The organism is Streptomyces sp. NPDC050610, from assembly GCF_040654875.1.
GTDB lineage: Bacteria > Actinomycetota > Actinomycetes > Streptomycetales > Streptomycetaceae > Streptomyces.
The window spans coordinates 187,798-210,864 of record NZ_JBFAIV010000012.1; the positions used below are offsets into that span (position 1 = coordinate 187,798).

Below are 23,067 nucleotides of genomic sequence, written 5' to 3' on the forward strand. Positions count from 1 at the left end.
TGTGGAGTGTGTCTTCCCCTTGTGTCGTCTTCCGGCAGGTCTCACACCAAGTGTCGTGCCACTTCATGTGTCGTGCCCGGAACCCGGCCATGGATGCGCTGTGTCCAGACGCTACCTCCCGCGTGCGCCCCCGTCCCGTGGGGGCCGTTCGGTGTGCCGGTATCGTTGCTGACGGTCGGCGGCTTCGTAGAGTTCCCTGGTTCCGAGGGTGCCGCTCACTCGTACGACCATACAAACTCGCACTGCCCGCGAGCCCGGGTCTGTCGCCAGAAAGGGTCCCGCCGTGGCCTCCCCACCCCCCGCCCGCATCGTCGCGCTCGTCTCCGGCTCCGGTACGAACCTGCAGGCCCTCCTCGACGCCATCGCCGCCGACCCGGACGGCTACGGGGCCCGGATCGTGGCCGTGGGCGCCGACCGGACCGGCATCGCGGGGCTGGAGCGCGCCGAACGCACCGGACTGCCGACCTTCGTGTGCCGGGTCAAGGACCACGCCGGGCGCGAGGAGTGGGACCGCGCGCTGGCCGAGGCCACGGCCGCGTACGAGCCGGACCTGGTGGTCTCCGCCGGGTTCATGAAGATCGTGGGCAAGGATTTCCTGGCCCGCTTCGGGGGGCGCCTGATCAATACGCACCCCGCCTTGCTGCCCAGTTTTCCGGGCACTCATGGCGTACGTGACGCACTCGCGTACGGCGCGAAGGTGACCGGCTGCACAGTCCACTTCGTCGACGACGGCGTCGACACCGGCCCGATCATCGCCCAGGGCGTGGTCGAGGTGCGGGACGAGGACGACGAATCCGCCCTGCACGAGCGGATCAAGGAAGTCGAGCGAACGCTGCTCGTCGATGTCGTGGGGCGCCTCGCGCGCGACGGCTATCGCATCGAGGGAAGAAAGGTACTGATCCCGTGACCGCCGAAGGTACGAAGCGGCCCATCCGCCGCGCTCTCATCAGCGTCTACGACAAGACGGGTCTTGAGGAGCTGGCCCAGGGCCTGCACGCAGCGGGCGTCCAGCTCGTCTCCACCGGCTCCACGGCCGGGCGGATCGCCGCCGCGGGCGTGCCGGTGACCAAGGTGGAGGAGCTGACCGGCTTCCCCGAGTGCCTCGACGGGCGCGTGAAGACCCTGCACCCCCGCGTGCACGCCGGCATCCTCGCCGACCAGCGGCTCGACGACCACCGCGCCCAGCTCGCCGAACTCGGCGTGGACCCCTTCGAGCTGGTGATCGTCAACCTCTACCCGTTCAGCGAGACCGTCGCGTCCGGCGCGTCCCCCGACGAGTGCGTGGAACAGATCGACATCGGCGGCCCGTCGATGGTCCGCGCCGCCGCCAAGAACCACCCCTCCGTCGCGGTCGTCGTCAGCCCCGCCCGCTACGACGACGTCCTCAAGGCCGTCGCCGACGGCGGGTTCGACCTCGCCGCCCGCAAGCGGCTGGCCGCCGAGGCGTTCCGGCACACCGCCGCGTACGACGTGGCCGTCGCCTCCTGGTTCGCGGCCGACTACGCGGGCGACGGCGAGGCGTTCCCCGACTTCGTCGGCGTCACGTACGAGCGCAAGAACGTCCTGCGCTACGGCGAGAACCCGCACCAGGGCGCCGCCCTCTACACCGGCGGCCGCGGGGGCCTGGCCGAGGCCGAGCAACTGCACGGCAAGGAGATGTCCTACAACAACTACACGGACACCGACGCCGCGCGCCGGGCCGCGTACGACCACGACGAGCCCTGCGTCGCGATCATCAAGCACGCCAACCCCTGCGGGATCGCGATCGGTTCGGACGTCGCCGAGGCGCACCGCAAGGCGCACGCGTGCGACTCGCTCTCCGCCTTCGGCGGCGTGATCGCCGTCAACCGGCCGGTCTCGGTCGAACTGGCCGAGCAGGTCGCGGAGATCTTCACCGAGGTCATCGTCGCGCCCGCATACGAGGACGGCGCCGTCGAGGTGCTGGCCCGCAAGAAGAACATCCGGGTGCTGCGCTGTGCCGACGCGCCGCAGGCGCCGGCCGAGTTCAAGCCGATCGACGGCGGCGGGCTCGCGCAGGTCAAGGACGTCCTCCAGGCCGACGGCGACGACCCGGCCAACTGGACGCTCGCCGCGGGCGAGGCACTGTCCGCCGACGAACTCGCCGAACTCGCCTTCGCGTGGCGCGCCTCGCGCGCCGTGAAGTCCAACGCCATTCTGCTGGCGCAGGGCGGGGCCACGGTGGGTGTCGGGATGGGGCAGGTCAACCGCGTCGACTCCGCGAAGCTGGCGGTGCAGCGGGCGGGGGAGGAGCGGGCGCGCGGTTCGTACGCCGCTTCTGACGCCTTTTTCCCGTTCCCGGATGGGTTGGAGGTGCTGCTTGAGGCGGGTGTGAAGGCAGTGGTGCAGCCGGGGGGGTCGGTGCGGGATGACGCGGTGATTTCCGCGGCCAAGGCTTCTGGCGTGACGATGTATCTGACCGGTACGCGGCACTTCTTCCACTGACGTCGGCTTGCCGACGCGGCCCGCCTGGCCCTCAAACGCCGGGCGGGCTTTTTGTCCTCAAGCGCCGGACGGGCTGGGGTGGGTGGCCCTCGCCGGCTGCGGGCTTTGCCCTCAAACGCCGGACGGGCTGGATCGGCCGGTCGTGTCGGTGTCCTCAAGCGCCGGACGGGCTTGATGGGGCGGGGCTCGTCGGGGTGTCGTCGAGTGGCGGACGGGCTTGATGGGCCGGGGGCTCGTCCGGGCGTCCTCAAACGCCGGACGGGCTGGATCGGCCGGCCGTGCCGGTGTCCTCAAGCGCCGGACGGGCTGGATGGGGCGGGACTCGTCGGGGTGTCGTCAAGTGGCGGACGGGCTTGATGGGCCGGGGGTTCGTCCGGGTGTCCTCAAGCGCCGGACGGGCTGAATTAGTGGGCCGGGCCGGGCTGGGGCTACGGGTGTTGGGGGCGAGTGGGTTGTCGGCGGGTGGCGTTGAGGGGGGCGAGTAGGGAGAGGGCCTGGGCGCTGGGGCTGGCTGGTTCGGCGTGGTAGATGACGAGTTGTTGGCCGGGGGCGTCGCGGACGTCGAAGGCCTGGTAGGTGAGGGTGAGCGGGCCGACGTCGGGGTGGTCGAGCTGCTTGGCCTCGCGGGTTTTGCCGCGCACGGTGTGGGCCTGCCACAGGGCGGCGAATTCGGGGCTCTGGTCGGTCAGTGTCTCGACGAGTTCGCGCAGCCGGGGGTTGTCGGGGTCCAGGCCGGCCGTTTGGCGCAGGTTGGCCACGACGGCTTGCGCACTCCATTCCCAGCGGACGAAGAAGTGGCGGCCGGCCGGGTCGAGGAAGGTCATCCGGGCGAGGTTGTCGGCGGGGTCGAAAGGCGAGTACAGCGCGTCGGCCAGGGCGTTGCGCGCCAGGATGTCCAGGGTGCCGTTGATGACGAACGCAGGGGTGTTGGGGTAGCCGTCCATGAGCTGCCGCAGTGACGGGCTGACCGCGTCCCGCCGTGGTGCCGGCCGGTCGGCCGGTGCGGTGCCGGCCAGGCGGTAGGCGTGCGCGAGGGCGTCGGCGTCGAGGTGCAGGGCGCGGCCGAGGGCGTCGAGGACCTGGGCGGAGGGGTGGCGCTCGCGGCCCTGTTCGAGGCGGGTGTAGTAGTCGGCGTTCACTCCGGCCAGTACCGCGACCTCCTCGCGCCGCAGTCCGGCGACCCTTCGTACGCCGTAGCTCGCCATACCGACGTCCTCGGGCCGCAGGCCGGAGCGTCGGGCGCGCAGGAAGTCTCCCAGGGCGTTCTCAGACATGTCCCCAGGTTAGGTCTCGTCGGCGCAGGGCTGCCTGGGTGCGCGGCACCCAGGCAACGTACGTCCTGGTAGGCGGCCTGCGGCGTGTCCAGACTCGGCCGGAGGGGGACGGCACGCACCGCCGCCGAGGCGCTGCCCCGCCGTCCGCCCGCCGACCTCAGCGGACCCCTGGGGAGGGAAAGGGAGAGCAGCGATGACGACAGACACGGGACGGCACATCACGCCGGATGGCGACGGCTTGCGGGACACGGTGGCGGTGGTGACCGGCGCCGCGCGCGGCGTCGGCCGGGCCGCTGTGGCGTGGCTGCACGCCCGCGGGGTGCGGGTGCTGGCCGAGGACATCCGGCCCGAGGTGGAGGACCTGACCGCGGAGTTCGACGGCGTGGCCGCCTTGGTCGGCGACGTCTCCCGGGAGGAGACGGCGCTACGGGCGGTGGAACTGGCCCGCCAGCGCTTCGGCCGGCTGGACATCCTGGTCAACAACGCGGGGCGGACGCTGAACAGTCCGTTCGTCGAGACCACCGCGGAGGACTGGGACGAGCTGATGGCCATCAACGCCCGCGGCGCGTTCCTCCACGCGCGAGAGGCGTTCCGCGCCATGCGCGAGTACGGACGCGGCGGGTCGATCGTCAACGTCGGCTCCTACACCTGCACGGTCGGGCTGCCCGAGGGCTCGGCCTACACCGCGTCGAAGGGTGCCCTGGCCCAGCTGACGAAGGTCATCGCCCTGGAGGGCGGCCCGCACGGCATCCGGGCCAACGTCGTGGCGCCGGGCGTGATCGAGACCGACATGCTCGACAACTTCCGCGACGACAGCCGCGCCTACCTGCGTTCCTTCGCCGCCGCGCATCCGCTGGGCCGGGTCGCGCAGCCGGCGGAGATCGCCGAGATCATCGGGTTTCTCGCCTCGGCGCGCTCCAGCTTCATGACCGGCGCGGTCGTCGCCGCCGACGGCGGCCTCACCGCGGCCTGAACCGAATCGAGAAAGAGAGAGCCCCACCATGACCACTGGACGACGACTCGACGGCAAGGTCGCGCTGATCACCGGCGCGACAGGCGGAATCGGCGCGGCGACCGCCGAGCTGTTCGCCCGCGAAGGCGCGCGCCTGGTCCTCGCCGACGTGGCCGAGGAGCCCCTCGGCGCGCTGGCCCGGCGGATCGAGGAGACCGGCGCGGAGGCGATGACCGCGGTGCTGGACGTCTCCTCCGCCCGCGAGTGGGAGCAGGTGATCAGCGCCGTACGCGAGCGGTTCGGCGCGCTGCACGTTCTCGTCAACCTCGCGGGCATCGTGGACTGGCCGGGCATCGAGGACACCCGGGAAGAGGCGTGGGACCGGGTCATCGACGTCAACCAGAAAGGGACCTGGCTCGGGATGCGGGCCGCCATGCCGCTGCTCCGCGCCGGCGGCAACGCCTCGGTGATCAACACGTCGTCCGTACTGGGGATCGTGGGCAGCGGGGCGGCCGCCGCCTACCAGGCGTCCAAGGGCGCCGTGCGGCTGCTGAGCAAGACCGCCGCCGTCGAGTACGCGCGTCAGGGCGTGCGGGTCAACTCCATCCACCCCGGTGTCATCGCCACGCCCATGATCCAGGAGCTCCTGGACGAGCAGGGCGACCGGCAGCCGGACATCGTGCGCACTCCTATGCGCCGCGCGGGCCGCGCCGAGGAGGTCGCCTCGGCCGTGCTGTTCCTCGCCGGCGACGAGTCGTCGTTCGTCACCGGTTCCGAGCTCGTGATCGACGGCGGGCTCACCGCCCACTGAGCGCTGACCACAGGGCGCTCGTACTCATGCGGAAGGCCGGTGCCCCCATCCACGTGGGCACCGGCCTCGCTTGTGTTCGCAGCATCGCGGCATCGCAGCGTCGTGCTGTCGCGCTCTCCCGCCACCGTTCTTCTGTTCTGCCGGCCGGACGGCCCCAGGCTCCCCCGTTATGGCCTGGGGGCGTCCGCCTTGCTCGCCTGCTTCCCCCGTTCAGCAGGCGATGGCTCTACTTTGGCCCCTCGTCCCGTCTCCGCATACCTCGCAACTCTCAGGGTGGCGAAGGCGGGAACCTCATACTTCTCAGGGTCACGAACGGGCCGTGGGGGTGTACTCCTTCAAGTAGTGCGCGATCCGGTCCGTTACGGGTCGCTGCTTGGGCGGGACGCCGCCAGCGTTGTTCACCTTCGAGAACGACGAGAGATAGGCGGCGGCGACGAGCACTCGGCGGTCGCCGGGAAGGGTGGACCACAGCTGCGGCGAGATGTAGCAGAGGTAGCGGCCGACCGCGGGGATCGAGACGGCCGGCGGGAACGGCGGCCGAGGGTTGCCCGTCTTGGGGCGCTGGGCGTCCGGCAGGTAGTAGCGCAGTACGCGCGGGGTCCAGCGGGCGATCCCGTACTCGTCCTTCGCGGGGTCGGAGAGGTTCGGGTCGAAGTCGCTCTCGACCTTGAGGAGCGCGGCGATCAGGGCCGGGGTGACGGCGGATTCGGAGCAGTCATGTGCGGAGTCCACGATCAGCTTGCGGTACTCGGCGGGGACGCCCTTGTCCGTGCGGAGTTCGCTCGCCCCGTACGAGGCGGGCGTGACGGGCTTGCTGTCTTTCCCGCCGGACGACGGTCCGGTGTCGATGAGGGTGATGCCGTAGCCGATCGAGGCGACGGCGGCCGCCGCGACGACGGCGCTGAGGATACGGCCGGGCTTGCGGCGCGGCCGCAGCCGCGGCAGGCGCGGCGCGGGTTCCGCGCCGGCCGCCGCCTCCACGCGCCGCAGCAGGGCCGTACCGCTGTGTTCGGCGCGCTCCTCGTGCGTACGGGCCAGGCAGTCGGCGATGATCTCACGCCAGGCGGCGGGGAGTTCGGGGGAGAGGCGCAGCTCCTCGTCGCCGCGCGCGTACCGCAGCAACGTGTCGCGGCGGGCGGCGCGGCCGGCGCCGGGGAGCGGGAGGGCGCCGGTGAGCAGCAGGTGGGCGACGGTGCCGAAGGCCCAGATGTCGGCGGTGGGGCGGATGAGCTGGCCGCGCTCGCCGACCTCGGACCACAGCAGCTCGGGCGGCGTGTAGTCGGGCGTGGAGAAGGCGGGGGAGTAGGCGTGGGTGCCCTCCATCTCGGCGGCGAGGTTGAAGTCGCCGAGCCGGACGCTGCCGTCGGGCATCAGCAGCACGTTCGCGGGTTTGAGGTCGCCGTGCACCCAGCCCGCGTGGTGGAGCTGCGTCAGCCCTTCGCAGATCTGGGCGAGGAGGGCCGGGGCGCCGGGGACGGGGCCGGGCGCGGAGCGTTCGACGAGTTGGTCGAGGGAGCCCTCGGCGCGTTCGAGTACGAGCACGGTGGCGCCGTCGAGCGCCGAGTCGCCCGGGTCGTCGATCGTCACGGCCTCGTACATGCGGATCAGGCGCGGGCGGCGCAGCTTGCGGTGCAGGGTCAGCTCGCGGTGGGCGAGGTCCTTGAGGTGGCGGAGCTGGCGGGGCGTGCGGGTGCCCGTCGGGAGGAATTTGAGCGCCGCGCGCTCGGGCAGGTCCTCGGGGTCGCCCGTTTCGGGCGGGCCGACGCGCCGGGCCTCGTACACGCTGCCGAACGCGCCTGTGGCGAGCGGTTCGCGCACCTCCCAGCGGCCGACCCGGTAGCCGCGGCTCACTTGGACGGTGAAGGGCCGCGGCCCCTCTTCAGTCACTGCTGCGGCCCCTTGTCGATGACGTCGAGTTCGTCTTCCCGTACGAGGTCGAAGCGTAGCGCGAGAGAGACGAGAGATTCCTTCTTGCCGTTCAACCTCGCGCCGGACAGGGCGACTTCGGGAGGTGGTTTGAGCCGCAGCTTCACGGCGAGGTAGTCGATGTTCCACTGCACGGAGGTACGGCTGATGGCCGGCCAGATCGGGCGCAGCCGGTCTATGACCTGTTCGACGGTGGGCAGCGGCGCGTGCGGTTCGCCGCGCAGGCGCGGTTCGCAGAGCGCAGCGAGGACCAGGAAGTAGCGCTTGGAGCGGTCGAGCGGGAAGGAGAGCGCGGTCGGCTCCCCGGCGTCGGCCTCGTGGTCGTCGAGATAGTCGTGGCGCGGCGCCCAGACGTCGAAGCCCAGGAGCTCGTCGCCCGCCGGTATGACCAGGCGCGAGAACTCGAACGGTACGGGCGCGTCGACCCGGCCGGGCGCGATCTTGATGTGCTCGCCCGCGCCTTCGGGGTTCTCCACCACGTACGTCTGGTGACGGCTGAGGTTGGTCAGCGTCCAGAATGTCGCGGTGGCGGTGATCTGTCCCGCGGAGCGTGAGACTCCGGGGTGTTCGATGACGAGGCCCGGCCCCGTACGGCCGAAGCGCAGGCTCTGGCCGGGTTGCAGGCGGAACTGCCCGTCCGGACCACGGCAGTCGGCGGGTACCACGATGACGCTGAACACTTGCTGTTCCTCCCCCAGGACCGACCAGAATCGACCGCGTTCAGGCTACGTACGGAATGTAGCGCTCCGCAACGGAGAGGCAACTACTACGACAACCACCGGCGCGGCCGGGGACCTGATTGGAACGAGGGCCGCCCCATCCGCGAGGATGGGCCCATGACCGCCCAGATTCTCGATGGCAAGGCCACCGCAGCCGCGATCAAGTCCGAACTCGCCGTCCGCGTGGAGGCGCTGAAGGCCAAGGGCAGCACGCCCGGCCTGGGCACTCTCCTCGTCGGCGACGACCCGGGCAGCAAGTGGTACGTCGCCGGCAAGCACCGCGACTGTGCCCAGGTCGGCATCGGCTCCATCCAGCGCGAGCTGCCCGACACCGCCACGCAGGAGGAGATCGAGGCGGTCGTACGGGAGCTCAACGACAACCCTGAGTGCACGGGGTACATCGTCCAACTGCCGCTCCCCAAGGGCATCGACACCAACCGCGTCCTGGAGCTGATGGACCCGGCCAAGGACGCCGACGGGCTGCACCCCGTGAGCCTCGGCCGCCTCGTACTGAACGAGCGCGCCCCGCTGCCCTGCACCCCGTACGGCATCATCCAGCTGCTCCGCCACCACGGCGTGGAGATCAACGGCGCGCACGTGGTCGTGGTCGGCCGCGGCATCACCGTCGGCCGCTCCATCCCGCTGCTGCTGACGCGCAAGTCCGAGAACGCCACGGTCACGCAGTGTCACACCGGCACCCGCGACCTGTCCGCGCAGCTGCGCCAGGCCGACATCATCGTGGCCGCCGCCGGCGTGCCGCACATCATCAAGCCCGAGGACGTGAAGCCGGGCGCGGCCGTCCTCGACGTGGGCGTCAGCCGGGACGAGAACGGCAAGATCGTCGGGGACGTGCACCCGGGCGTGGCCGAGGTCGCGGGCTGGCTCTCCCCGAACCCGGGCGGCGTCGGCCCGATGACGCGTGCGCAACTGCTGGTCAATGTGGTGGAGGCCGCCGAACTCGCCCTCGCCGCTGACGCCGACGCCGGCGCCGCCGCCGCTGGCTGAGCGGGCAGGGCTGTCACCCATGTCTGCGTCTGCGGGCGCCCGCGCCTGTGCCCGGGGTCACGCCCGTGGCGGTGCCGGGGCGCCCGCTCCCGTACGACCTGGGGCTGTGTTCATCACGTTCACCGAAACCCGGACCGCGGCGGCGGTCGGCGGTACCGCTTGCGAGAGGACGACTGGTCATGGGCGCTGAGACCCACTCGGGGGAGGCTTCGGGAAAGCCTTCGGGCGCGGTCTCGGAGGAGGCTACGGGCGAGGGCCCGGGGGAGACTCCGGGCGGGGGGCTGGAGGGGGAGAAGGGGCTGACGGGCTCGGAGGGTTCGAAGGCGTCGGGCAGCTCGAAGAGCCTGAAGGCTCCGGAGGGCTCGAAGGGCTCGAAGGGTTCGAAGACTCCGGAGGGCTCGGAGGGCTCGAAGGGTCGTAAGGACTCGGGGAGTGCGGCGGGCGAGGGTTCGGAGCCGGATTCGGAGCGGGCTTCGGGCCCGGATTCAGACCCGGATTCGGATCAGGCTTCGAAGTCGGGCGCGGCCGACGTTCCGGCCGACGCCACAGCCGACACCGCGGCTGACACCACGGCCGACGCCCCGGCGGGCGAGGCTTCGAGCGAGGCCGAGCAAGGCGCTGAGGCCGAGCAAGGCGCTGAGGCCGAGCAGGGCGCTGAGGCCGAGCAAGGCGCTGAGGCCGAGCAGGGCGCTGAAGCCGAGCAAGGCACCGAGGCCGAGGGGCAGGGCGCCGAGGCCGAGCAGGCCGTGGAGCCCAGGCAGGGTTCGTCGCGCGTATCGCGCGTATCGCGCGTATCGCGGCGCTTCCCCTCCCTGACGCGGGACATCGCGCGCCCCGAGGGCGGTGGGCGTGCCGCCGCCGGGGACGCTCCGGCCCCGGCGCGGCAGTGGCCGTTGCTCTCCGTGCTCGGCGGCACCGGCCTCGGGCTCCTGATCGTCGCGTTCGACGCCTTCCGGGCGGGGACGATCATCATCGGGCTGGCACTGATCGCGGGCGCGGCACTGCGCTGGGCGCTGCCGTCCGTCGGCATGCTGGCCGTACGGTCGCGCTTCACGGACATGGTGATCTACGGAGCGCTCGGCGTCGCCATCGTGCTGCTGTCGATGATGGCGCAGCCGCATCCGTGGCTGAAGATCCCGTTCTTGGAGGATTTGCTCCACTTCACGGTGAAGTAGCGCGGCCGGGCCGCCCTGGCACCCGGCCGGCTCTCACGGCTCTCTCGCAGCCCTTGTCGATCTCGCAGCCGAATATCTTGATGTCGAGAGAAATTCAGCTATCTTGATGTCGAGATACATCGGTGAGGCATGTCGCCGTCCTCTCCTGCCCGCATGCGGAGGGGAGGCTCCGATTTCGCGCGAGAGGGGCGCTTTACCTCATGGCCAAGATCAAGGCAGTCAACCCCGTCGTCGAGCTCGACGGCGACGAGATGACCCGTGTCATCTGGTCCTCCATCAAGGACAAGTTGATCCTTCCGTACCTCGATGTCGACTTGAAGTACTTCGACCTGGGCCTCGAACACCGCGACGCCACGGACGACCAGGTCACCGTGGACGCCGCCAACGCGATCAAGAAGTACGGCGTCGGCGTCAAGTGCGCCACGATCACGCCGGACGAGGGGCGCGTGGAGGAGTTCGGCCTCAAGACGATGCTCCGCTCGCCGAACGGCACCATCCGCAACATCCTCGGCGGCGTCGCCTTCCGCGAGCCGATCATCATGGCCAACGTGCCGCGTCTCATCCCCGGCTGGACCGACCCGATCATCGTCGGCCGCCACGCCTTCGGAGACCAGTACCGGGCGACCGAGATGAAGGTGCCGGGGCCGGGCACGCTCACCATGACCTTCACCCCGAAGGGCGGCGCGGAACCCGTCGAGCTGGAGGTCCACGAGTTCCCGGGCGCCGGAGTGGCGCTGTCCATGTACAACCACGACGAGTCGATCCGCGACTTCGCGCGCGCCTCGTTCCGGTACGGGCTGGCCCGTACGTACCCGGTGTACCTGTCGACGAAGAACACGGTGTTGAAGAAGTACGACGGCCGCTTCAAGGACCTCTTCCAGGAGGTCTTCGACGCCGAGTTCAAGGCCGATTTCGATGCGAAGGGCCTGACGTACGAGCACCGGCTCATCGACGACATGGTCGCCTCGGCGCTCAAGTGGTCCGGCGGCTACGTCTGGGCCTGCAAGAACTACGACGGCGACGTCCAGTCCGACATCGTCGCCCAGGGCTTCGGCTCGCCCGGCCTGATGACCTCGATCCTCATATCGCCCGACGGCCGGACCGTGGAGACCGAGGCCGCACACGGCACGGTCACCCGCCACTACCGGCAGCACCAGCAGGGCAAAGAGACCTCGACCAACCCGCTGGCCTCCATCTTCGCCTGGACCCGCGGCCTCGCCCACCGGGGCCGGCTGGACGGCACCCCGGAGGTCACGCGGTTCGCGGAGACCCTGGAGCGGGTCTGCGTCGAGACCGTGGAGAGCGGACGGATGACGAAGGACTTGGCGCGGCTCATCTCGGCGGACGCGCCTTGGCTGACGACGGAGGAGTTTCTGGGGGCGGTGGAGGACAACCTCCGTGCTGCGATGTCGAACTGACGCCCCGTCCGGTACGCAGACGTGACGGTGACCCGCCCTCTCCCCCGTGAGAGGACGGATCACCGTGAATGTGCGGCGGATCAGCGGATCGACATGGTCACTTGGGCGTCAACCCCGTTGTGCCACCCGGAACGGGCCCCGTTGACGTTGTGGTTCTTGGGGCACGCCTTGTAGGTGTGGCTCCACTTGGCGATCTTCACCTTGCCGTAGACGCACTTGCCGTCGGACTTCTTGTCGTACACCCAGATCTGGGTGCTGGCCTGCTTCTTGCCCTTGTACGTGCGGTGGCACTCGTTGTATGCGACGGCGCCCCGGTCGGAGGGGACGGTGATGCTGTGCTTCTTGCAGGTCTGGGCCACGGAGGTGGTGGCCGAACTCGCCGGAGCCGCGAAGGCTCCCGCCGCCGGTGCGAGCGCCAGGCCGGCGCCCAGGAGTGCGGTGCTCGTGGCGAGACCGATGCGCTTGTGTGCGTTCACAGTCCTCAGTCCTTCCCAGTGGATGGCGGGCGGCGCGGGGTGGACCGCGCCGCCCGTTGGTGCTGCACCACAGGTTGCTGGCGGGCCTGCCGTGGCCGCCAGAAAGATCGGGCAGTTGGGGAGACCCTGGGACGAGCCCCGCTCCGACCTGCTGGGATGCGGGAGATCGTGGGAGGTGCTGGGAGGGCGGCCGGCCCGGGGCGGCGGGAGCGGGACGCGGTACGGGCCCGTGAAGATGTCGACGAACTTCGTGAATGACCGGGAACCGGCGCCGGGGATCGGCCCATGATGGCTCCAGGGAGGCCGCAATGCCTCGGGGGACAACAGGACGCGGATGGGGTGGACATGTCGCGTTGGAAGAAGCTGCCGGAACCGCTCGACCAGCGGGTTCGGCAACTCGTCGTACAGATGCGGAGATTGAAGGATCACAGCGGGCTGAGCCTGGAGGCGCTCGCGGCGCGTACGGCGTACAGCAGCTCGTCGTGGGAGCGCTACCTCAACGGGAAGAAGCTTCCGCCGCGGCAGGCGGTGGTGGAGCTGGCGCGGATAGCGGAGACCGATCCGACGCGGTTACTGGTCCTGCATGAACTGGCGGAGGAGGCATGGGGAAAGCCGGACGCGCCCGCGGCCTCCGACGTGGTTCCCGGCGAAGCACCGGATTCGGCCGCTGATTCGCCCGTGGCCGATCCCCCGCCGCGCCGTCGCCGCCGGGCCGGGGTGCTGATCGGCGCCGGAGGCGCCCTCGTGGCCGTGCTCGCCGTGGTGGTCGCCGTCACCGAACCCTGGTCGGACGGGGGAAGTTCGCACGCGAGCGGCAGCGCCGCCTCGACCGGCCCGGCCGCCACCGAGGCCGCCCCGCACTACGACTGCAAGGTGAAGCGTGAGAACGGCCGGCTGTACGCGGGCAACAGCCGGACCAGCGTCGCCATCATCCAGCTGGGCATGGTCGGGCCGGAGGTCGCCGAGGCGCAGTGCCTGCTGAAGCACGCCGGTTATGAACTCGGCGCGGTCGACGGCAGGTTCGGCAATATGACGGAACGGTCCGTCAAGCGCGCCCAGAAGAAGGGCGACGTCGTGGCCGACGGCAAGGTCGGCCCGGACACCTGGCCGGTGCTGCGCCGATGACCGGCCCGGAGCGGGGGACCGGGACCGGATCGGGATCGGGATCGGGACCAGGGCCGGGTTCGGGATCGGGGCCTGGTTTACCGGGTCCGGACGCGCGTACAGGTGTCGGCTCCGGCGGAGGCACGGGTATCGCCCCCGGCGGTCGTACGGGTACGGGCCCCGGCGTACGCACGGACGCCGGCGGATCTACGGGCGGGGCCCCTGCCGCCGCCCCCGAATGCGCGCGGCTCGCGGAATCATTGCGGCGGCTCAAGGCGCGTACGGGCCTGAGTCTGGCCGGGCTCGCGGCGAAGACGGCGTACAGCCGTTCTTCGTGGGAGCGCTACCTCAACGGCAAGAAGCTCCCGCCCCGGCAGGCAGTGGAGGCGCTGTGCCGGCTGGCGGGCGAGCCCCTGGGGCGGACGGTCGCCTTGTGGGAGCTGGCGGAACTGGAGTGGAGCGGCCGTGCCGCGCGCGCGGAGCCGGTGGGCCGGGCCGCGCAGACAGCCCCCGGCTCGCAGTCCCCGTCCATGGGGGCCCCGGTCACGCAGCCGCCACCGTCTGCCTCGGGCCGTCGCCGCCGGAACGCGCGTCTCCTCCTGGGGGTGGCCGCCTGCGGTGTGCTCGGCTTCGCGGCCGTCGCCGCGTGGCCGACATCGCAGGAGGGGGCGAGCGGGGCGAGCGGCAAGGCGTCGTCCGCGAGCACGGCCCCGTACTCGAACGCCTTTCCCGATCCGGATACGGAGGCGAGGTGCCGCGGTGCGGAGTGCACCGGCCGGAATCCGGAGACGATGGCGTGTCTTGATCCCGGCACGATCGGCTCCTGGCGGGCCGAGAACGGCCAGCGCGTGGAGATTCGCTATAGCAAGGTGTGCGGCGCGGGGTGGGCCAAGATCTCGAAGTCACGGGTCGGGGACCGGCTCTCGATCTCCTTGGTGAACCGGCCCGCAGGACGTTCGGGGAGCCCGTCCGGGCGTCTCGCGTCGGGGCGGGCGGAGGAGAGCACTCAGCGCGCCGTGGTACGCGACGAGTTGGACTCATTGGATTATCTGTCCACTCCCATGGTCGCCACCGATGCGCCGTCCGAGCTGCGGCTCTGCCTGGAGTCTGCGGGGGGTGGGGCGAAGGAGTGTTTCGGCCGGTGAGGACGGTTCCGTAGCGGCTGGAAGTCGAGGGGGCGTGCGCGAGGGGCGCGCTCGTACCCCGGTTGCACCCATGCGCCCTCAACTCAGGAACTGACATGCTGACTTGAGGCATCCCCATGGGTAGCCGGTACTGGCCGTAGAGGGGCCGAAGAAGGGTCGTAGAGGGGCCGCAAGGGGGGCGGCGAGGTGCCGTGCCGGATAACCATGGGGGACGACCGCAGTCCGTTCGGGGGGACAGGGGGAGGCAATGCCTCGCTGGAAAGCGCTACCGGAGGAACTCGATCCACAATTACGGGAGTTCGCGAACCAGTTGCGCAGGCTGGTCGAGCGGAGCGGGCTCAGCCTGTCCGCCATCGCGGACCGTACGGGCTACAGCAAGACGTCCTGGGAACGCTATCTGAACGGGCGGCTGCTGCCGCCCCGCGGAGCCGCCGAGGCGCTGGCCGAGGCGACCGGAACCAGCGCCGTCCATCTGGGGACGATGTGGGAGCTGGCGGAACGGGCCTGGTCCCGGTCGGAGATGCGGCACGACGTGACGATGGAGGCGATGCGGGTCGCCCAGGCCCGCGCCGCGCTGGGGGAGTTCGGCCCGCCGCCTCCGAAACCGGCCAAGAACGGGGGGAGGCGGCAGACGCCGTCGCCCGGGTCGGGCGGGATATCCGGCCCGGGGGAGGGGGACTTAGGGAGCGCGGCCGTACCGCCGCCCTCGCGTCCGAAGCCGCCTACCTCGACACCCGGCCACTCAGGCTCCACGGACAAGAGCGATCGCACCGACCGCAATGACCGTACCGACCGCACCAGCTATTCAGCCCACTCCGCTCCCTCCGCCCACTCGGGATACACGCCCCGCTCGGGCACTCCCCGCCCCGGCCACTCGGACGACTCGAGCAGCCCTCCCGGCCAGCCGTCCGGCGCGAAAGCCTCGCCGTCCGGCGCCGGAGTCCCGCCGTCCGGTCCCCGCGGCGGCGGCCCGTCTCCCGCCGCCTCCGACGCGCAGCGGCGCCGCCGCCGGGTCACGATGTTCCTCGCCGGTCTGGTCGGCACGCTGCTCGTCATCGCCGCCGCCGTGCTCCTGATCGGTGTGGGCGGCGACAGCGGGGACGGTGCGAAATCCGCCGAATCCGCCTCGCCGAGCGCGAGCGCGAAGCCGAAACTGCCCGCCGGGGTGAAGTGCGTCGGCCAGGACTGCACCGGGAAGGATCCGGAGGCCATGGGGTGCGGCGGCGCGTCCGCCACCACGTCCGCCTCCGCGACGATCGGCTCCACCTACGTCGAGGTCCGCTACAGCAAGGTGTGCGGCGCGTACTGGGCCCGCATCACGCAGGCGGTACCGGGGGACACGGTGCAGGTCGCGGCGGCGGCCGGGACCGCGGGGAAAGCACGTACCGAGAACGGCAAGGTCGAGCGGGACGCCGACGCCTATACGCCCATGGTCGCCGCGAGCGCGCCGCTCCGGATCAAGGCGTGCGCGACCCTCGCCACGGGGGAGAAGGGGTGCACACCGGCGACCGCGGCACCGCCCTCACCTGCGGGTTCCCCGGTTGGGTAAAGGCTGGGCAAAGCCATAGCATGCCCGTCGCGAGGGCGGGCAAGTGAACTTCAACCCCCCACGGGTGTGGCGCACACCGGGCGGGTACCCGCGCTCCCCCTCCTAGAGCGGGTACCCGCCCGGTGCTGCGTCCGGATGCATCGCATCCGTGCCGGGTCCGCCCGCCTGCGCCCGCCCGCCTGCGCGGGCGGCGGTCACGCACGGAGCGGTGAGCAGTCACACACAGGGGCGGCGCACCGCGCCCGGGGCGGTCCGATAGCCTGACGCAGGGTCTCTTGACAACGAGAGATCTCGGATAAAAAAGGGCAGGGACGCCCACCGCCGCCTTGGGGGTCTGGGGGCCCGCCCCCGGCAAACACTGCGCAGGAGATCGCCATGACCCGCACTCCCGTCAACGTCACCGTCACCGGCGCGGCCGGCCAGATCGGCTACGCCCTGCTCTTCCGCATCGCCTCGGGCCACCTGCTCGGCGCGGATGTGCCGGTCAAGCTGCGCCTGCTGGAGATCCCGCAGGGGCTCAAGGCCGCCGAGGGCACCGCCATGGAGCTCGACGACTGTGCCTTCCCGCTGCTTCAGGGCATCGACATCTCCGACGACCCGAACGTCGCGTTCGACGGCGCGAACGTCGCACTGCTCGTAGGCGCCCGCCCCCGCACCAAGGGCATGGAGCGCGGCGACCTGCTGGAGGCCAACGGCGGCATCTTCAAGCCGCAGGGCAAGGCCATCAACGACCACGCCGCCGACGACATCAAGGTCCTCGTCGTCGGCAACCCGGCCAACACCAACGCCCGCATCGCCCAGGCCGCCGCGCCGGACGTGCCGATCGAGCGCTTCACCGCCATGACGCGCCTCGACCACAACCGCGCCGTCACGCAGCTCGCGAAGAAGACCGGCGTCACGGTCGCCGACGTCAAGAAGCTGACGATCTGGGGCAACCACTCCGCCACGCAGTACCCGGACATCTTCCACGCCGAGGTCGCGGGCAAGAACGCCGCCGAGACCGTCAACGACGAGGCCTGGCTGGCCGACACGTTCATCCCGACCGTGGCCAAGCGCGGCGCGGCCATCATCGAGGCGCGCGGCGCGTCCTCCGCGGCCTCCGCCGCCAACGCCGCCATCGACCACGTCCACACCTGGGTCAACGGCACCGCCGCCGGCGACTGGACCTCGATGGGCATCCCGTCCGACGGCTCGTACGGCGTGCCGGAGGGCATCATCTCCTCCTTCCCCGTCACCACGAAGGACGGCAAGTACGAGATCGTCCAGGGCCTGGAGATCAACGACTTCTCGCGTCAGCGCATCGACGCCACGGTCGCCGAACTGGTCGAGGAGCGCGAGGCCGTGAAGGGTCTCGGCCTCATCTGATCAGCGCCTGAGCCAGTTGGATGGGCTCCGTTCCGGCAGGTGATTCCTGCGGGGGCGGGGCCCATTTGCGTACGTACGCCACCCCGCCCGCGCCCGCTAGATGCCCCCGCGGCAGTCGCGGCAGCGGCCGGGCGAGGGCGAACGGAAGGCCCGGTCACAGCCGTTGCAGTTCTGGAGGGGCGCGGGGTGGCGGCTCGCCGTGGGCGGCGGGGCGTCGGCGGGCGAGCTGGGCGGCAGCACCGGGGGCAGCCATTGCGTGAGGCGGTAGTGCAGCACCTTCGACGGCCAGGTGATCACGCCGGGCGGGAGGGAGCCGGAGAGCGTGCAGAACACCTGCTCGGGCGGCACGCCCCGGTCGAGCCACCGCGCGACGCCGGGCACGAGGAACGCGATGTCGCGTTCGGACAGCACCAGCCGGGCGTCTTTGGCGCGCAGCCCGGCGAGGATGGCGGTGGCGGCGCGGCGGAGGCGAGGGGAGATGGCGGGGGCGGCGGTCGGTGCGGGCGGTACGGGCTTCTTCGTCAGCACCACGGGCGGGCTCACGGGCGAGTTCACGGGCGCGCTCCCGGGCGGGCCGGGGAGCGGGACTTCTCGCGGAGCTTCCGGGACCGGGGCCGGGACGGGGACCGGTTCCGGAGCCGGTACCGGTCGCGCTTTCGCGGCCCTGGCGGCCCTGGCGGCCGTCGGGTGCTCGAAGTAGGTCGTACGGGTCACGATCCGCTGTCCCACGGCCCGCTCTTTCTTACGGGCGAGGTACCCGGCCTCCTCCAACTCCTGAAGGGCCCGCGCGATGCGCCCCTCGCCCTCCGGGAACTGCGCCGCCAGGACCTTGACGCCGACCTTCGCCCCGTCCGGCAGCGACTGGATCCGTACGGCCACCCCGATCGCGACGGCGGACAGCGTGGGGTGCTGGGCGAGATGGTTGCCGACCACGGTGAACTGCGACTCGTGGCGGTGCCGGATGTGCGTCACACCGGCGAGCGGGCGACGGGTGCGCGGAGAACGGCGCGCGCTAAACTGCCGTGAGGTCATTGGGAAGGTCTTGCTTCCTGGTGATTAGGCCCTCGGATTGGGACTGCCATCCCGCCGGGGGCCGACGTATGTGCTGACGTGTGCGTGGTGCTGCTCGGCGCGACCGTACCCCGCCCGATCGCGTGTCTGCCACCTCGTCACCCGATGGTGTGACAACGGGAGTTGCGAGATCGGTCAGGTGCTTTCCCCAATCCTAAAAAGGGGATCGCGGGCCACCGCGACGCGATCCACCGGGTCGCGGCAACCGCGATCCGGCCAGATACGTTCCGTGAGGACAGCAGCGGCGATGAACGGCGACAACCCCCGTAGGACCACGTTCCTCTTCTCCCCGCCGGTGAACGATGCCCTGGCCTGGAACCTGAGGCTCGATGATCTCGCGGAGCGCATCGAGCGGGGATTTCCGGGCTCGTCCACCGACCTGGAGCACGGCCTGGGGCCGCGCGGTGCGGACGCCCTGTCGTTCGAGGTGGAGGTCGGCGAGGGGGTCTGGCTGGATGGGCTGGCCACGACGCCTTTCGAAGGGATGGGGACGGTGATGGCCCTCCTCGCCTCCGCCCGCGAAGCGGCCGTCCTCGCCGCGTGGCTGCGGGACTCCTTCATTCCGTCGCCCGAGCTGATCGAGTTCTCCAGCGAGGCCGCTATGGACGGTGGCGAGGAGGCGTCGTGGCGACTGCCGCTGTCCGGCTCGGTGGAGGAGATCGCCGAGACCCTTCAGCGGCACCTCGACTCGGCCGAAGCGCTTTGAGCGACTGCCCATTCGGGCCTATGGGTTATCGCCGATGATCTAACGGGCGTTGGATATCCACGCAGGGATCGCTCCGCGACCCGGGCGGCCGTTGACGTGGGCGGCAGGGGAACTCTTCAGTTGACGTCCACGTCCTCGAAGAGTTCCAGCATCCGCGTCAACACCCTTACACACGTGGCGACATCGGCGTCCGTGAGGTCGCCGCCGACCCGGCGCAGCAGTTCGTGTTCGCGCGTCGTCACGGCCGTGATGACGGCCTCGCCCTTTCCCGTGAGGCTGAAGAGCGGGGAGCGGCGGTGTGCCGGGTTGGGGGTGGGTTCGACCAGGTGCTGTGCGGTCGCGTCGTTGACCATGCGCTGGACGAACTGGCGGCTCAGCGCCTGGGCTCGGCCCATCTGGGGGACGGTCATGGGGCCGTGTTCGCGCAGCAGGTCCAGTACGGCGCGTACGCCGACGGACAGGCCCTCGATCGGCGCGGCCTGCTCCACCTTCCGCTGTACGCGGCGGTAGAGGGGGCCGACCAGGGTGAATACCTCCATGAGGCGGGGGCCCAGGGTGTCGGGCGCGAGCGGTGTATCGGTGTCGTTCACCTCACCAGGATGACATCCACTATGACACCTCGGTTGCCAACCCAACCCGAAAGTGACACCTTGGTTGTCATGACTCAGGCTTCTGACGTGTACTTCTTCGAGTCCGGAGACGGCCGCCTCGCCTACCGCGACATCGGCTCCGGCCGGCCGCTGGTGCTGCTGCACGGGGGGTTCCTGGACCACCGCATGTGGGACGAGCAGGTCGCGGTCCTCTCGCCCGTATACCGGGTGATCGTGCCCGACGCCCGGGGCCACGGTCTGTCCGCCAACGCGAGCGGCCCCTACCGGCAGACCGACGACCTCGCCGCCCTGCTGCGCCACCTGGGCACCGAACCCGCCGTCCTCGTCGGCCTGTCGATGGGCGGCGGCATCGCCGTCGACACCGTGCTGGAACACCCCGAGCTGGTGCGCGCGCTGGTCGTCAGCGGGGTCGGGACCAGCGAGGCCGAGTTCAAGGACCCCTGGGTCGCCGGCATCCAGGCCGAGTTGGCCCGCACGATGGCCTCGGGCGACGCCGCCGGATGGGTCGACGCGTTCGTCCGCTACACCACCGGGCCGCACCGCTCCCTCGACGACGTCGACGGCGAAGTGCTGCGGCGCATACGGGAGATGGCCGAGCGTACGGTGGCCAAGCACGTCGGCTCCGTGCCCGTGCTCCCCACGCCCGTCACCGACACCTGGGCGCGCGCCACGAAGATCGCGATCCCGGTGCTGGCCATCAACGGCGGCCTCGATTCCGACGACTGCGTCGGTATGGCCGAACGCCTCGTCTCCGGCGTCGCCGACGGCCGTACGGCCACCGTCGAAGGCGTCGGCCACTACCCCAACATGGAGCGGCCCGGCCTCTTCAACGAGTATCTCTGGGACTTCCTCTGCAACCTCTTCACCGAGCGGGGGTGACGCCTCACAGCCAGCGTTCCGCCGCCTCCACGCTCGTACCGCTGCTGGTGTTGAAGGCGATAGCGGCCTGCGGCGCGTGCTCCCGGACCAGGTTCACGACCTTCTCGAAGAACGTCAGCAGCTGTTCCGGCTTGCGGATCCCGCCCCCGATCACCACGACGTCCCACTTGCGCGCGGCCAGCGCCTCGGCGGCCGTGGGACCGGCCGTCTCGTCCGGTTGCAACAGCGTCATGGACGCGTCGACGCCGTGTTCGCCGAAGCGGACCAATTCGTTGTCCAGGACCGTGTGGAAGGCCGCCGCGTCGGCGCCGGGGACTGCCTGGGGATCGAAACCAAGCACAAGAACTGAAGGCATTTGGTCAGATTACTTCCACCCGAACCGTCCTCGGCTCGCCCGGTCGCACCGTCAGCGTCGTGCCGGTGCGGCCGTCGCCCGTCCCGAACCGGTCCGCCGGGAGATCCACGCCGTCGACCAGCACCCGGCGGTACGTACCGGGGAACCGCGCCTCCCACCGGTAATGCGTGCCGGGGGCCGCGTACAGCGTGAGGGTGGTGCTGGTGTTGCCGTCGTGGCGCAGTGTGAAGCGGTCGCCGCCGAGGGGGATGTCTGCCGCCTCCACCCACTGGACGCTCTCCTCCGGGCCGCCGCCGACGGGCAGCCGCGGGAACGTGGTCAGGGCGTGCCGCGCCGCGTCCGGCTCGACGCCCATCAGCCCCTCGACGAGCTGGGATACGAGGGTGAACGACAGTTCGGGGTAGTCGCCGTTGACGAAGCGCTTGGTGGCGTGCCGTTTGTCGCGCTCGTTGTAGATGTGCCGCATCCACTGCCACGCCGTCTCGCTCCGGCCGTGCCGGAAGAAGGCGTCGGGCAGGTAGGTGAGGGCTTCGGCGTTCCCGGGCCGGCCCTCGGCGGACAGCGCCTGGCGCTGGATGAAGTCGAGGCAGGCGTCGTTGCGCGCGCCGCTCTCCAGGACGCCCTTCAGCGGCAGGAACCAGCTGTTCTCCTTCCCCCAGCCGCTGACGGCCGTCCCGTCGGCGCGGTACGCGCGGGTCATCGCCGCCCCCGAACCCGGCCCCGTCCAGCCGCTGTTGACGTACGCGCGCAGCCTGGCGGCGCGGGCCCGGCACGCGCGTACCAGTTCGGTGTCGTCCCTGGCGTCGGCGAGCGCGGCCACCGCGAGATAGGCCCGGTACTGCGTCGCGACGGCGTCCCCGGCCTCGACCAGCCGCTCGCCGCTCTCGTTGTACGTGGCCACCTCGTCGAAGATGTGCGTCCCCGCCGCCCCCGCGACCGGCACCGGCCGGCCCGCCAGCCGTCCCGCCTGCTGGGCGACGAAGTCCTCGGTCGTACGGCGGCAGAAGTCCCACAGCACGCCGTCGAGATAGCGGCGGTCGCCGCTCCAGCGGAAGGCCGCGGCGCACTTCTCGACCAGCTCGAAGGGGGCGGGCAGCTCCCGTACGAACTCCTGGGCGCTGCGGTAGTCGATGGCCAGCGGCGTCCGCGCGTCGAAGTTGACGGCCCACACCGGCCAGTGCCGGTGCTCGGCGGTCGCCGACGCCGCGAAGGACCGCAGCATCGTGTGGTTCTCGGCGTCCAGGCCCAGGATGTGGGCGCCGCTGACCTGGTGGGCGGTGTCGCGCGCGTAATAGCCCGTACGGTCCGGATAGCCCGCCCAGTACGAGGGGGCGTACTCGGCCTCGGCGGCGGGCGGGCGGTGGCTGGTCTCGTCCATGTCCAGCGGGCCCGGCGCACCGCACTGCTGGACCCAGCCCGCCGCCTTCCCCTTCGCCCAGTCGAAGATCTCGACCACCTCGCGGCTGGACGAGGCGACCCTCGGACGGGCCGGCAGCCCCGGCGAGACCATGACGCCGTCGACGGCGACCCACCCCGAGTCCGTATCGCCGCCGGACGCCTCGAACGCGATCTCCAGCCGGTCCTCGGCGTGCAGCTCCACGTCCGTGAGGGTCCAGCGGCGGTAGTCGCCGTCGAAGACGGGGGACACGGCGGCGACGGTCCTGCCGTTGCGGCGCAGGACGAAGCGGGCGTTGGCGTCCTCCCCGGCCACCCAGGCCGACAGGGAGTAGACGCCGTTCGCGGCGGCGGTCACCGTCTGGGCGGCCGAGGTGATCCCCCGCTGGCCGATACGGGCGTCGAGGCAGGCGTGGAGCGCACCGCTGAACGGCTTGCTCCGGCCCACCCCGCTGCGCGCCTCACCGCCGCCGTCGACCGGGGCCCCCTTGAACGTCCAGCCCTTGGCCCCGTCCTCGAAACCGGGGTTGACGACGATGAGCGGAGCGGTGTGCCGGCCCATGAGATTCCCCTTTGCCCACGCCCCCACGTTCGGCCACAGAGGCCAAACCCCTAGGAGCAAGCTAGGAGGCATCCCCACGGAGCGAAAGTGGAACACCGGAACCGGC

21 protein-coding genes are annotated in these 23,067 nt (G+C 71.1%); 13 read left to right on the forward strand and 8 right to left on the reverse strand.

All coding sequences use genetic code 11. From position 1 onward, the window contains the following. Positions 1–283: 283 nt before the first annotated feature. Positions 284–907, forward strand: coding sequence for a phosphoribosylglycinamide formyltransferase (purN, locus tag AB0I22_RS17575; RefSeq protein WP_363131670.1), 624 nt, complete (start codon positions 284–286; stop codon positions 905–907). Beyond that, the gene (purH, locus tag AB0I22_RS17580) at positions 904–2,463 is read left to right on the forward strand and encodes a bifunctional phosphoribosylaminoimidazolecarboxamide formyltransferase/IMP cyclohydrolase (RefSeq protein ID WP_363131671.1); all 1,560 of its coding nucleotides are present in this window, start codon (positions 904–906) and stop codon (positions 2,461–2,463) included. The genes purN and purH overlap by 4 nt, the downstream gene beginning before the upstream one ends. Positions 2,464–2,891: 428 nt before the next feature. Here purH and AB0I22_RS17585 read toward each other — a convergent pair whose 3' ends face one another. Continuing rightward, positions 2,892–3,737, reverse strand: coding sequence for a helix-turn-helix transcriptional regulator (locus AB0I22_RS17585; RefSeq protein WP_363131672.1), 846 nt, complete (start codon positions 3,735–3,737; stop codon positions 2,892–2,894). A 193-nt stretch (positions 3,738–3,930) separates the two neighbouring features. On the opposite strand from AB0I22_RS17585, the gene AB0I22_RS17590 reads away from it, so the two are divergent. Continuing rightward, positions 3,931–4,710: an SDR family oxidoreductase gene (locus AB0I22_RS17590; protein ID WP_363131673.1), complete on the forward strand. Its 780-nt coding sequence runs from the start codon at positions 3,931–3,933 to the stop codon at positions 4,708–4,710. A gap of 28 nt (positions 4,711–4,738) precedes the next feature. Beyond that, positions 4,739–5,500, forward strand: a complete 762-nt coding sequence (locus tag AB0I22_RS17595) for a glucose 1-dehydrogenase (protein WP_363131674.1) — start codon at positions 4,739–4,741, stop codon at positions 5,498–5,500. 306 nt (positions 5,501–5,806) lie between these two features. Here AB0I22_RS17595 and AB0I22_RS17600 read toward each other — a convergent pair whose 3' ends face one another. Then, positions 5,807–7,387, reverse strand: coding sequence for a protein kinase (locus tag AB0I22_RS17600; protein ID WP_363131675.1), 1,581 nt, complete (start codon positions 7,385–7,387; stop codon positions 5,807–5,809). Beyond that, positions 7,384–8,106, reverse strand: coding sequence for an FHA domain-containing protein (locus tag AB0I22_RS17605; protein ID WP_363131676.1), 723 nt, complete (start codon positions 8,104–8,106; stop codon positions 7,384–7,386). Before AB0I22_RS17605 ends, AB0I22_RS17600 begins: the two co-directional genes overlap by 4 nt. A gap of 156 nt (positions 8,107–8,262) precedes the next feature. Between AB0I22_RS17605 and AB0I22_RS17610 the strand changes: the two genes are divergently transcribed. The 3 genes from AB0I22_RS17610 to AB0I22_RS17620 all read left to right on the forward strand — a co-directional run bounded on the left by AB0I22_RS17610 (position 8,263) and on the right by AB0I22_RS17620 (position 11,743). Continuing rightward, the gene (locus tag AB0I22_RS17610; protein ID WP_363131677.1) at positions 8,263–9,150 is read left to right on the forward strand and encodes a bifunctional methylenetetrahydrofolate dehydrogenase/methenyltetrahydrofolate cyclohydrolase; all 888 of its coding nucleotides are present in this window, start codon (positions 8,263–8,265) and stop codon (positions 9,148–9,150) included. Positions 9,151–9,329: 179 nt separating this feature from the next. Then, complete coding sequence (locus AB0I22_RS17615; protein ID WP_363131678.1) at positions 9,330–10,325, forward strand: DUF3017 domain-containing protein; 996 nt, start codon at positions 9,330–9,332, stop codon at positions 10,323–10,325. A 200-nt stretch (positions 10,326–10,525) separates the two neighbouring features. Next, on the forward strand, positions 10,526–11,743 hold the full coding sequence (locus tag AB0I22_RS17620; protein WP_363131679.1) for an NADP-dependent isocitrate dehydrogenase: 1,218 nt from the start codon (positions 10,526–10,528) through the stop codon (positions 11,741–11,743). Positions 11,744–11,823: 80 nt separating this feature from the next. Here the strand turns inward: AB0I22_RS17620 and AB0I22_RS17625 are convergent, their stop codons facing one another. Then, entirely contained in the window at positions 11,824–12,219 is a 396-nt protein-coding gene (locus AB0I22_RS17625) for a hypothetical protein (RefSeq protein ID WP_363131680.1), read from the reverse strand. Positions 12,220–12,564: 345 nt separating this feature from the next. On the opposite strand from AB0I22_RS17625, the gene AB0I22_RS17630 reads away from it, so the two are divergent. From AB0I22_RS17630 to AB0I22_RS17645, 4 genes are all read left to right on the forward strand, one after another. Then, entirely contained in the window at positions 12,565–13,344 is a 780-nt protein-coding gene (locus tag AB0I22_RS17630; protein WP_363131681.1) for a peptidoglycan-binding protein, read from the forward strand. Then, positions 13,341–14,468: a helix-turn-helix domain-containing protein gene (locus tag AB0I22_RS17635; RefSeq protein ID WP_363131682.1), complete on the forward strand. Its 1,128-nt coding sequence runs from the start codon at positions 13,341–13,343 to the stop codon at positions 14,466–14,468. The genes AB0I22_RS17630 and AB0I22_RS17635 overlap by 4 nt, the downstream gene beginning before the upstream one ends. A gap of 247 nt (positions 14,469–14,715) precedes the next feature. Next, positions 14,716–16,017, forward strand: coding sequence for a DUF2690 domain-containing protein (locus AB0I22_RS17640; RefSeq protein ID WP_363131683.1), 1,302 nt, complete (start codon positions 14,716–14,718; stop codon positions 16,015–16,017). A gap of 375 nt (positions 16,018–16,392) precedes the next feature. Continuing rightward, positions 16,393–17,382, forward strand: a complete 990-nt coding sequence (locus tag AB0I22_RS17645) for a malate dehydrogenase (protein ID WP_363131684.1) — start codon at positions 16,393–16,395, stop codon at positions 17,380–17,382. A 96-nt stretch (positions 17,383–17,478) separates the two neighbouring features. Here AB0I22_RS17645 and AB0I22_RS17650 read toward each other — a convergent pair whose 3' ends face one another. Further along, the gene (locus AB0I22_RS17650) at positions 17,479–18,354 is read right to left on the reverse strand and encodes a helix-turn-helix domain-containing protein (RefSeq protein ID WP_363131685.1); all 876 of its coding nucleotides are present in this window, start codon (positions 18,352–18,354) and stop codon (positions 17,479–17,481) included. 328 nt (positions 18,355–18,682) lie between these two features. Here AB0I22_RS17650 and AB0I22_RS17655 point away from each other — a divergent pair, with 328 nt between their 5' ends. Next, on the forward strand, positions 18,683–19,159 hold the full coding sequence (locus AB0I22_RS17655) for a hypothetical protein (RefSeq protein WP_363131686.1): 477 nt from the start codon (positions 18,683–18,685) through the stop codon (positions 19,157–19,159). A 116-nt stretch (positions 19,160–19,275) separates the two neighbouring features. Here AB0I22_RS17655 and AB0I22_RS17660 read toward each other — a convergent pair whose 3' ends face one another. After that, entirely contained in the window at positions 19,276–19,749 is a 474-nt protein-coding gene (locus AB0I22_RS17660) for a MarR family winged helix-turn-helix transcriptional regulator (RefSeq protein WP_363131687.1), read from the reverse strand. Positions 19,750–19,818: 69 nt separating this feature from the next. On the opposite strand from AB0I22_RS17660, the gene AB0I22_RS17665 reads away from it, so the two are divergent. After that, the gene (locus AB0I22_RS17665; protein WP_363131688.1) at positions 19,819–20,649 is read left to right on the forward strand and encodes an alpha/beta hydrolase; all 831 of its coding nucleotides are present in this window, start codon (positions 19,819–19,821) and stop codon (positions 20,647–20,649) included. A gap of 4 nt (positions 20,650–20,653) precedes the next feature. On the opposite strand, the gene AB0I22_RS17670 is transcribed toward AB0I22_RS17665, so the two are convergent. Both AB0I22_RS17670 and AB0I22_RS17675 read right to left on the reverse strand, forming a co-directional pair. Next, on the reverse strand, positions 20,654–21,004 hold the full coding sequence (locus AB0I22_RS17670) for a hypothetical protein (protein ID WP_363131689.1): 351 nt from the start codon (positions 21,002–21,004) through the stop codon (positions 20,654–20,656). Positions 21,005–21,008: 4 nt separating this feature from the next. Beyond that, complete coding sequence (locus AB0I22_RS17675) at positions 21,009–22,961, reverse strand: hypothetical protein (protein WP_363131690.1); 1,953 nt, start codon at positions 22,959–22,961, stop codon at positions 21,009–21,011. Positions 22,962–23,067: the final 106 nt, after the last annotated feature.